Genomic DNA, 9,835 nt, shown 5'->3' with positions numbered 1-9,835 from the left:
CGGCCGCGAGCGGCGCGGGCAGGCAGCGCGTCGCGGGCACCGCGCGCAGCTGCCGGTGGCCGGCTGCCGTGAACGCGTCGCAGATCGCGCGGAACCATGCGCGATCGACGACGCCCAGCACGCGGCGCCCGTCCGGCAGCGCGACCGGATCGAGCGCGATATGGCAGCCGAGCGGATCCTGGATCAGCTGATCCTCGACGATGTTCGGCAGCGCCTGGCGCAGCTTCGGCCCTTTGAGCGGTGGCACGCTCGCGGCCAGCAGCAGCACGTCGCGCGCGGCGACGATCAGCACCGTCGCGCTCGCGCGCGGGAGCAGCGACAGCGCCGCGCGGCCCGCGCGCTGCACGTGGCCGGCCTTGTCGACGAGCATGAACGGCAGCTCCGGCCACTGCCATTCCTGCAACGGCACGGCAGGCTCGCGCGGCGGCAATGAAACAATCAACGTGCTCAAGGGCTCCTCTCCCGAATGGCGTCGTTATAGCTGATCGCGGATGCGCACGACCCGCGTCGAGTGCGTGGTCGGATCACGATACACGAGCGAGGTGCGATCGACCTCCGCGCGATCGTGCTGGATCCGGCCGTGCACGACGAAGTAGCTCGAATTGACGTCGATGAGGCTCGCATCGAGCTGTACGCCCGGCGCGCCCGCGCCGCGCAGCGCGAGCTGCACGTCGCCGACGTTGCGGAAAAACACGGTTTCGCGGCGCGATACGAGCGCCTGCGCGGACGACACGCTCATGCCAGGCACCAGCGCGGCAATCACCTCGGCCGGCGCGGTGTTCATGTTCACGGGCGTCGCGGTCGGCAGCACGGTCACGAACGGGCGCAGCCGCGCGACCATCTCGGGCGTCACGCCGTCGACGTCGAGCAGGCTGTCGACGCTCGTCATCGTCAGCGGCGCGGGCCCGCGCTCGCCGTCGGCGAGGCCCGGCTCGTCGGTGAAGCCGCCCCCCTGCGCGTCGCCGCCCGTCACCGGCGCCGTCGGCGCCATGCCGCCGCCGGGCAGCGTCGGCAACTGAAAGCGCGTCGCCGAATGCATGAGCCCCGCGCGCACCTGCAGCGCGATCCGCTTCGCGAACGCGCCGTCGTAGCCGAGCGTCGTCAGCAGCCGCTGGAACGCCGCGAGCTGCGCGACGTTCAGCTGCAGCACGCCGGGCGCCGGCGACGCGATCAGGTTGCGCAGGTTGAACTTCGCCTGCGCATCCTCGATCGAGCCGGAGATATAGGTGTCGTCGCCGCCCTGGTTCGGCGCGCCGATCCGGCCGAGAAAATCCGACAGCTTCGTCTTCGCGATCGGCACCGCCCAGATCCCGCCGAGATACGTGATGCCGGGCGCCGTGTCGCCTTCCGAGCGCAGGATCATCCGCGTCCAGTCGAGTGCGCCGCGCGCGACCCACTGCGCCTGCGCGAGCATCCGCTGATTTTCGATGCGGCGCACCTGCACCTGCTGGCGCCACAGCATGCCGGACACGAGAATCGCCGCCAGCGCGACGACCAGCAGCGCCGTGATGATCGCCGCACCGCGCTCGCCGCGCGGCAGGCCGTGCGCGCGTCGGCAAGCGCGGCGCTCCGGCATCGAAAGGTGAGGGCGCGTTCGCATCGTGCGTCACTCCCCGACGAGAAATACGCGCGTGATCGGCACGCGCAGCGACGTCGCGCCGATGCTGACCTGCAGCCCCGTGACCGCGCGCGGCGGCGGCGCGTTGCCGATCTGCGGCACCTTCAGCGCATCGTTGTTCTGCGCGAGCGCGTCGTTCGCCGCCTGCACGCTGGTCGTCCAGCCGACGCGCGGCACGTAGAGCTTCGCGTCGATCGCACCGACGCCGCCCATCAGGGCGACTGCGCTCCAGCCGTCGACGCTGCTGTCCTTCAGGAGCGCGTGCAGCCGGTTCGCGTCGTCGAGCGGCGGCGACGCATAGCGCACGACGCGCCCGCCGGCGATCCGGTAGCGCACGACCTGCAGCCGCGGCGCGGCGCCCGGCACGTCGAGTGCGCGAATGATCTGCAGCGTGTTGCCGGCCACGCCGATCGCCGGCTGACCGGCTTCGTCGTCGGTCGCGGCGAGCCGCGCGTCGATGCGCATCTGATCGAACATCTGCGCGAACACGCGTTCGTCTTCCATCGCGGACGCCACCTTGTCGCGGCCGCGCATGATCTGGTCGAGCCCGCGCCACGCGAGCACGGCGACGACGGCGAGAATCGCGATCGCGATCATCAGCTCGATCAGCGTGAAACCGCGTGCGCGGGCCGCGCGGGCGAACGGGCGCGGCATCGGCGCGTCAGAGCGAACGGCTGGTTTCATTCGCGACCACCGTGACCATCTGCGCGAGCACGCCGGAGCGGCCCGGCATGCTGACCGACACCTCGACGCGCCGGAACACCGGATTCGGCGTCGCGCTGACGCGCTGCGTGCACACGAGCGGCACGTTGCCCTGCGAGCAGTCGAAGTCCTGTTCGCCGATCTGCGGCCACGCATGCGCGAGCCGCAGCTGCGCCAGCGCGTTGTCGGCGCTCCAGCCGGCGAGCAGCCGCCGATGCAGTTCCGATGCGCCGGTCGCCATCGTGCCGACCGCGCGAATCGATGCCGCGAGCGCAACCGCGATGATCGCGAGCGCGACCAGCACCTCGATCATCGTGAAGCCGCGCGCCGCGCCGCGCAGGCGCAGGGCGCCGGCAATGCGCGGCGAGCGGGCAGGGCTGCGCATGCGACCACGCATCGTCATTGCACCTCGTAGCGGCCGTTGCCGGTGCCCACGATCGTCGCGCTGCCGACGGCCGAATGCAGCGTCACGCGCACCGGCGTGTCGATGCTTTCGGTGCCGAATACGACGCGGCTCGCGCGCGTGTCGGAACCGGGGTAGTCGATGTCCGCGCCCGTCACGCCGCCGTCCCAGTCGCGCGGGCGCAGCAGGTCGTCGTGCAGCGTGCGCCAGCCGTCGGACGAACTGACGTCGAAACGGAAACCGTGCGCGGTCGGTTGCCACGCGATCGGCCGCGCGCGCACCTGCGCTTCGTCGCCGGCCGTTTCGAACAGCAGCGCGAGCCGCTGTGCTTCCTCGCGCAGGTCGGTGCGCGGATTGCGCGTCAGCGACAGCGACGCGAGCGACACCAGCAGGCCCGCGATCACGAGCACGACGAGCATCTCGAGCAGCGTGAAGCCGCGCGCGGCGCGACGGCGATGCTGCGTACACTGCCGTCCGAAGGCGGTGCCCGCCGCGCACGGCCCGATCGCCCGCGTTTGCCTGCGGCGAGATCCCGGCTCACCCGCCGCACACGCCCGAACGGGCGATGCCGCCGCGCGGCGCAGGCGGCCGTGGCAGGCGCAGCGGTGGGTCGTACGAAGTGCGAGCATGAAGCGCGGGAGAGAAGGATCGGACCGGTCGGCGGCGGCTTACTGCCACGAGCCGATATCGGTATCGTTGGCGTCGCCGCCTTCCTTGCCGTCGGCGCCGTAGCTGAACACGTCGATCTCGCCGTGCACGCCCGGGTTCAGATACTTGTACGGATTGCCCCACGGATCGTTCGGCAGCCGTTCGAGATAGCCGCCGTCCTTCCAGTTGTTCGGAATCGGATCGGTGGACGGCTTCTGGATCAGCGCGTTCAGGCCCTGTTCCTGCGTCGGATAGCGGCCGTTGTCGAGACGGTACAGCTTCAGCGCCTGCATGATGGTGCCGATGTCCTGCTTCGCGGCGATGCGGCGCGCCTCGTCGGGGCGGCTCATGATCTTCGGCACGATCAGCGCGGCAAGGATCCCGAGGATCGCGACCACCACCATGATCTCGATCAGCGTGAAACCGCGCTGACGGCGCACGGCTCCATTGCGGCGAGTGATCCACGTTTGCATGACTGACTACCTCTTTCCAAAAAATATCGTCGATTGAACAACGCGCCCGTGGCATCCGGACGATCGCCTGACGGCAACCTTCCACGACCCGCGGGAGCGGAGCACGCATTGTAAGGCGCGCATCGTCGAGGGCTTTCACTCAACGCAAATTTCACATAGATCCGTACAATAGCGCGCATGAACGCGCTCTCGATCCGGATCCTTTCCCTCGCCCTCTTCGCAGCGCTGTGCGCGACGGCCACGTACTGGGTCGTCACGCTGTCGGCCCGCGAAGCGCCGCTGCCCGCAGCCGCCGCGCGGCCGCCGATCCGCACCGAGGACGCCGCGGCGCTGTTCGGCGGACAGCTCGAACGCAATCCCGTGCAGGACATCCACCTGTTCGGCATCCTCGCGCTGCAGCACGGCGGCGCGGCGATCGTCGGCGTCGGCGGCGAACCGCCGCGCGCGGTGTCGCTCGGCGCGGAAGTCACGCCCGGCGCGAAGCTCGCCGAAGTCCGCAACCGCTCGATCGTCGTCGAACGCAACGGCGCGCGCGCGGAAATCCAGCTTCCTGCCAACACGCCGTCCCCCGCGATCTACATGCGCTGAAGCGCGGCGGTGACGGCCGCTGCCGCCGTCACTGCACCATGTTGTTCAGCTCGATGATCGGCAGCATCACCGCGAGCACGATCACGAGCACGATCCCGCCCATCGCGAGAATCAGCAGCGGCTCGAGCAGGCTCGTCAGAAACATCGTGCGGCGCTCGAGCTCGCGCGCTTCGCCGTCGGCCGCACGGTCGAGCATCGTCGTCACGTCGCCGGTCGCCTCGCCGGAGCGGATCAAATGCACGAGCACCGGCGGAAACGTCTTCACGTTATTCAGCGCGCGCGACAGCGCCGAGCCTTCGCGCACGCGCACGATCGCGTCGTCGATGTTCGCGCGCATCGCGCGGTTGCTGAGCGTCTCGCCGGCCGCCTGCAGCGCGCGCAGGATCGGCACGCCGGCCGCGGTCAGAATGCCGAGCGTGCTTGCGAAGCGCACCGTGTTGTAGCCGCGCACGAGCTTGCCCGCGAGCGGCGCGGTCAGCAGCCAGCGATCGAATGCGAGCCGCGGCCCCGCGCGCGACAGCGTCGCCTTGACGAACCACACGACGAGCGCGACCGCGATCAGGATCGCCCACCACCAGTGCCGCACGAATCCGGACAACGCCATCATCACGATCGTCAGGAGCGGCAGCTGCTGCTTCGTGCTCGCGAACACGTTGACGACCTGCGGCACCACGTAGCTCAGCAGGAACGTGACGATCCCGAACGCGATCACCGTGACGATCGCCGGATAGGTGAACGCGAGCAGGATCTTCTGCTTCAGCGCGTTGCGCTGCTCGATGTAGTCGGCGAGCCGCGACAGCACGATCCCGAGCTTGCCCGTATGCTCGCCGGCCGAGACCAGCGCGCGATAGATTTCCGGAAAATCGCGCGGATGCTGGCTCAGCGCGTTCGCGAGCGAATGACCGCCGAGCACTTCCGCGCGGATCGCGGCCATCAGTTCGCGGATGTAGTCGCGCTCGGACTGCTCGGTCAGCACGCCGAGCGCTTCGTCGAGCGGCAGGCCGGCGATCAGCAGGCTCGCGAGCTGGCGCGTGAGGATCGCCTGCTCGCGCTGCGACAGCTTGCGGCCGAGCGCGAGCCGCTGCGAACGCGCGCCGCGCGTCGCGCTTCCGGCCGGTTCGACGACGAGCGGCGTCAGCCCCTGCGTGCGCAGCTGTCCGCGTGCGGCGCGCGCGCTGTCGGCATCGACCACGCCCTTCTGCGTGCGGCCGGCCGCATCGATCGCTTCGAAACGGAATGCGGGCATCGCGCTATGCGCCTCCCGTCACGCGCAGCACTTCCTCGAGCGACGTCGCACCGGCCGCGAGCCAGCGCTCCGCGTCGTCGCGCAGCGTGCGCATGCCCTGCGCGCGGCCGGCCGCGAGAATCTCCGCGTCGGCCGCGTTGCGGTGAATCAGCGTGCGAATCGCATCGTCGACGATCAGCAGCTCGTACACGCCGCGCCGGCCCGTGTAGCCCGAATGCCCGCACTTGTCGCAGCCGACCGGATGCCACACGCTGCGGCCGTCCTCGTGCCGCTCTTCCTTGCAGACCGGACAAAGCTGGCGCACGAGCCGCTGCGCGAGCACGCCGAGCAGCGACGACGCGAGCAAATACGGCTCGACGCCCATGTCGGTCAGACGCGTGACGGCCGACGCCGCATCGTTCGTGTGCAGCGTCGCGAGTACGAGGTGGCCCGTGAGCGAGGCCTGCACCGCGATCTGCGCGGTTTCGAGGTCGCGGATTTCGCCGATCATGATCACGTCCGGGTCCTGACGCAGGATCGAGCGCAGCGCGCGCGCGAACGTCATCCCGATCCGCTCGTTGACCTGCGTCTGGCCGATGCCCGACAGGTCGTATTCGATCGGATCCTCGACGGTCATGATGTTGGTCGTCGCGGTTTCGAGCCGCGACATCGACGCGTACAGCGTCGTCGTCTTCCCGGAGCCGGTCGGCCCGGTGACGAGCACGATGCCGTGCGGACGCGAGATCAGCTTGTCGAACTGCACGAGCGTGTCGCGGCCCATCCCGAGCGCTTCGAGGTTCAGCCGCTGCGCGTCCTTCTCGAGCAGACGCAGCACCGCGCGTTCGCCGTGGCCGGTCGGCAGCGTCGACACGCGCACGTCGACCGGCCGGCCGCCGACGCGCAGCGTGATGCGGCCGTCCTGCGGCAGACGTTTTTCCGCGATGTCGAGCTGCGCCATGATCTTGATGCGCGAGATCAGCGCGCCGTGCAGCGCCTTCTTCGGCCGCACGACGTCGCGCAGCGTGCCGTCGACACGAAAGCGCACGACCGACGCATTCTCGAACGGTTCGATATGGATGTCCGACGCCTGTTCGCGCGCGGCCTGCGTGAGCAGCGCGTTGATCATCCGGATGATCGGCGCGTCGTCCTCCGATTCGAGCAGATCCTCGACTTCCGGGATGTCCTGCATCAGCCGCGACAGATCGACTTCGCCTTCCACCTCGCCGACGATCTGCGCGGCGCTGCCGTCCTGCCGCGCATACGCGTGGTTGATCGCCTGCGCGAGCTCGTCGGCCGGCACACGCTGCACGACGATCGAGCCGAAATTGCGTGCGATCTCGGCCAGCGCGGCGTCGTTCGTGCGATCGCTGATCCACACCTCGAGCGTGTCGTCGAGCTGGTGCGCGATCAGCACCTGGCCGTTCTTCGCGAAGCCGTACGGCAGCAGCCGCGCGGCGAGCGGCGAGGGCGGCTGCCGTTCGCCGGGCGCGCCGTCGTGGGCGGAGGACAGCAGGTCGCTCACTGCGACGCTCCCGGCGCGGTCAGCGGCTGCTGCGGCACCGTCTGCGCCGGCACGCCCTGCGATTGCGCGGGCGCCTGCTCGGCGGCCGCCGGCGGCGCGATCTGGCGCTGCATCTGCTGGCGACGCATCTTGTCGAGATCGAACAGGTTGCCCGCGGCCGTGCCGCCCTGGCTCGGGCCGAGCGGCATCGGCGGCACGACGGGGTCGTCCTTGTCGCGGATCACGTTGTTGTCCGACTTGTACGCGCCCGTCACGCCCTGGATGTAGTCGTAGCGGTTCGAGGTGACGGCCTGCGCCGTATCGCGATCGGCGATGATCACCGGGCGCAGGAACACCATCAGGTTAGTCTTCTTGCGCTGCTTGCTTTCGGAGCGGAACAGCTGGCCGATCCACGGGATGTCGCCGAGCAGCGGCACCTTGCTGTTGGACACGTTGTACGCGTCCTGCATCAGGCCGCCGAGCACGATCACTTCGCCGTTGTCCGCGAGAATCGTCGACTGGATCGAGCGCTTCGTGAACGACGGGCCCGTCTGCGCGTTCGTCGTCGCGGTGTCGACCGCGGAATCTTCGGTGTAGAGCTGCAGCTTCAGGATCCCGCCGTCGGTGATCTGCGGCTTCACGTGCAGCGTCAGGCCGACGTCGCGGCGATCGTAGGTGTTGAACGCGTTGCTCGTCGTGCCGCTCGTCAGGTTCGAATACGAGCCGGTCGGAATCGGCACGTTTTCGCCGACGACGATCTTCGCTTCCTCGTTGTCGAGCGTGATCAGGTTCGGCGTCGACAGCACGTTCGCGTCGCTGACGCCCGCGAAATACTGCAGCAGCGCGCCGAGGCCCTGCACGCCGAACATGTTGTGCAGCCAGCCGATGTTGAGGCCCTGGTTCAGGTTCGCGAGATTGGCGGGCAGCCCGACGCCGGTGGCGGTGCCCGTGCTGCTGTTCACCGAGCCCGTCGTCAGGTTGATGATGCTGTTGCCGGCGACGCTGCCGGCCGTCGCCGCGAGGTTCGTGCCGGCGAGCAGCGCGCCGCTCGCGACCTGCCACTGGATCCCGAGCTGGCCGGCCGTCGTCGAATTCAGTTCGACGATCAGCGCTTCGATATAGACCTGCGCGCGACGCTTGTCGAGCTGGTCGATCACCGCGCGCAGGTTCCGGTACACGGGATCGGACGCGGTGATGATCAGCGAGTTGGTCGCCGCATCGGCCTGGATCATCCCGCCCGGCTGGTTGTCGTCGTTCTTGTCCTTGTCGCCGCCGAGCAGCCCCGCGTTGCCGAGGCCGCCGCTGCCCGACGCGCCGCTGCCGTACGACGACGAAGACGTCCCGCCGAGCCCGCCGGCCGGCAGCGGCGGCGTGCCGGCCGTGCCGGTCGAGAAGTTGCCGCTCGAGGACGAGCCGTTCTGGTTGAAGCTGTTCGCATCGTTCGACGACGCCGACGAGCCGGTGTCGTTGCCGCCCTTGCCCAGCATGCCGCGCAGCGTCTTCGCGAGCTTCACCGCATCGGCGTTGCGCAGCGGCACGACGTGCATGTTGCCGGGCACTGCGCTCGGCGCGTCGAGCTGCTGCACGAGCCGCTTCGCGGCCGCGAGCCGCGACGCATTCGATGCGCGCAGCAGCAGCGAGTTGGTGCGCGGATCGGCCGTGACCGAGACCTTCAGCGTCGCGTCGCTGTTGCCGATCGCGCCGGGGTCGAGCATCTTCTGCAGCTGCGATGCGAGGTCGATCGCGTTCGCGTTGCGCAGCGGCACGACCTGCACCTGCGCGCCCGCGGCGCTGTCGACGCCCGCGATGATCTGCGCGATGCGGCGCACGTTGTCCGCATAGTCGGTGACGACGATCGAGTTGTTTGCCGGATACGCGGTCACGGTATTGTTCGGCGAGATCAGCGGCCGCAGCACCGGCAGCAGGTTGTTCGCCGATTCGTTGTGCAGTTCGAACACCTGCGTGATGACCTGGTCGCCGCGTGCGCGCGGCACGTTGCCGACGTAGGTCGGCACGCCCTGCAGTTTCGCGTCGGCTTCGGGCACGACCTTCAGCACGCCGTGATCCTGTACGAGCGCGAAGCCCTGCATGCGCAGCGCGGACTGCAGCGTCTTCAGCGCCTGATCTTCGGGCACCGAGCGTTCGGCGACGAGGTTCAGCTGCCCCTTGACGCGCGGGTCGACGATGATGGTCTTGCCGGTGGCGGCGCCGATCGCCTTCGCGACCTGGTCGATATCCGCATTGACGAAATTGAGCGTGACCTGAGCGTAGGCAGCCTGCGAACCGATGATGCCGGCGATGATCAGCGTCGTGGCGACGCGCCGCATAACGAAGCGATTTCTTGTCATGGATGAATGGGGCGATGCCGGCTCAGGCCACTTCCGGCGGTAGTGCTGGGATCCAAATCCGAAAAAGGCGACATTAGCAGTTTTTCATGTCCGAAATATCACATTGATCCGAGGACTGTCTCACATACGACAGGCGCCCGGCGGCCCGTATGCGATATGTAAGGTCGCACGCGCACCGCGTCGGCTGTCGCCGGCCGGCGATCCGGAGAGGCGTCGGGCCGGCACGCGATAGCCGTCATGCCGGGCTGTCGCACAGTCACGAACTGCCGGTATGATACGGGCGGCGCGTTTCTCGTCGCACGAATGACGGGCACGGGTTTTCCCGACCC

General features: G+C 69.0%; 10 protein-coding genes. 1 reads left to right on the top strand and 9 read right to left on the bottom strand.

Translation table 11 applies throughout. From position 1 onward, the window contains the following. The 6 genes from gspL to gspG all read right to left on the bottom strand — a co-directional run. The coding region (gspL, locus tag HMPREF3115_RS23730; RefSeq protein ID WP_256276394.1) for a type II secretion system protein GspL at nucleotides 1-451 on the bottom strand (451 nt) is incomplete at its 3' end. Nucleotides 452-475: 24 nt separating this feature from the next. Continuing rightward, nucleotides 476-1,600, bottom strand: coding sequence for a type II secretion system minor pseudopilin GspK (gene gspK / locus HMPREF3115_RS23725; protein WP_035489564.1), 1,125 nt, complete (start codon nucleotides 1,598-1,600; stop codon nucleotides 476-478). A 6-nt stretch (nucleotides 1,601-1,606) separates the two neighbouring features. Further along, entirely contained in the window at nucleotides 1,607-2,302 is a 696-nt protein-coding gene (locus HMPREF3115_RS23720; RefSeq protein ID WP_088923770.1) for a PulJ/GspJ family protein, read from the bottom strand. Beyond that, on the bottom strand, nucleotides 2,280-2,723 hold the full coding sequence (gene gspI, locus HMPREF3115_RS23715) for a type II secretion system minor pseudopilin GspI (RefSeq protein ID WP_175686614.1): 444 nt from the start codon (nucleotides 2,721-2,723) through the stop codon (nucleotides 2,280-2,282). Before gspI ends, HMPREF3115_RS23720 begins: the two co-directional genes overlap by 23 nt. Continuing rightward, nucleotides 2,720-3,352, bottom strand: a complete 633-nt coding sequence (locus HMPREF3115_RS23710; protein WP_080559138.1) for a GspH/FimT family pseudopilin — start codon at nucleotides 3,350-3,352, stop codon at nucleotides 2,720-2,722. The genes gspI and HMPREF3115_RS23710 overlap by 4 nt, the downstream gene beginning before the upstream one ends. A 39-nt stretch (nucleotides 3,353-3,391) precedes the next feature. After that, nucleotides 3,392-3,844: a type II secretion system major pseudopilin GspG gene (gspG, locus tag HMPREF3115_RS23705; protein WP_035489561.1), complete on the bottom strand. Its 453-nt coding sequence runs from the start codon at nucleotides 3,842-3,844 to the stop codon at nucleotides 3,392-3,394. Between the two features lie 177 nt (nucleotides 3,845-4,021). Here gspG and HMPREF3115_RS23700 point away from each other — a divergent pair, with 177 nt between their 5' ends. Beyond that, nucleotides 4,022-4,432 carry a type II secretion system protein N gene (locus HMPREF3115_RS23700; protein ID WP_059938105.1) on the top strand — a complete coding sequence of 137 codons (411 nt, stop codon included), beginning with the start codon at nucleotides 4,022-4,024 and terminating at the stop codon, nucleotides 4,430-4,432. 28 nt (nucleotides 4,433-4,460) lie between these two features. On the opposite strand, the gene gspF is transcribed toward HMPREF3115_RS23700, so the two are convergent. The 3 genes from gspF to gspD are packed head-to-tail and all read right to left on the bottom strand — an operon-like array spanning nucleotide 4,461 to nucleotide 9,485. Continuing rightward, the gene (gspF, locus tag HMPREF3115_RS23695; protein ID WP_006401511.1) at nucleotides 4,461-5,678 is read right to left on the bottom strand and encodes a type II secretion system inner membrane protein GspF; all 1,218 of its coding nucleotides are present in this window, start codon (nucleotides 5,676-5,678) and stop codon (nucleotides 4,461-4,463) included. A 4-nt stretch (nucleotides 5,679-5,682) separates the two neighbouring features. Then, entirely contained in the window at nucleotides 5,683-7,179 is a 1,497-nt protein-coding gene (gene gspE, locus HMPREF3115_RS23690; protein ID WP_006401510.1) for a type II secretion system ATPase GspE, read from the bottom strand. After that, nucleotides 7,176-9,485, bottom strand: a complete 2,310-nt coding sequence (gspD, locus tag HMPREF3115_RS23685) for a type II secretion system secretin GspD (RefSeq protein WP_070556334.1) — start codon at nucleotides 9,483-9,485, stop codon at nucleotides 7,176-7,178. Before gspD ends, gspE begins: the two co-directional genes overlap by 4 nt. Nucleotides 9,486-9,835 lie beyond the last annotated feature (350 nt).

Source organism: Burkholderia sp. HMSC10F09, assembly GCF_001806955.1.
Lineage (GTDB): Bacteria > Pseudomonadota > Gammaproteobacteria > Burkholderiales > Burkholderiaceae > Burkholderia > Burkholderia multivorans.
This window is presented reverse-complemented; position numbering and strand designations above follow the sequence as displayed.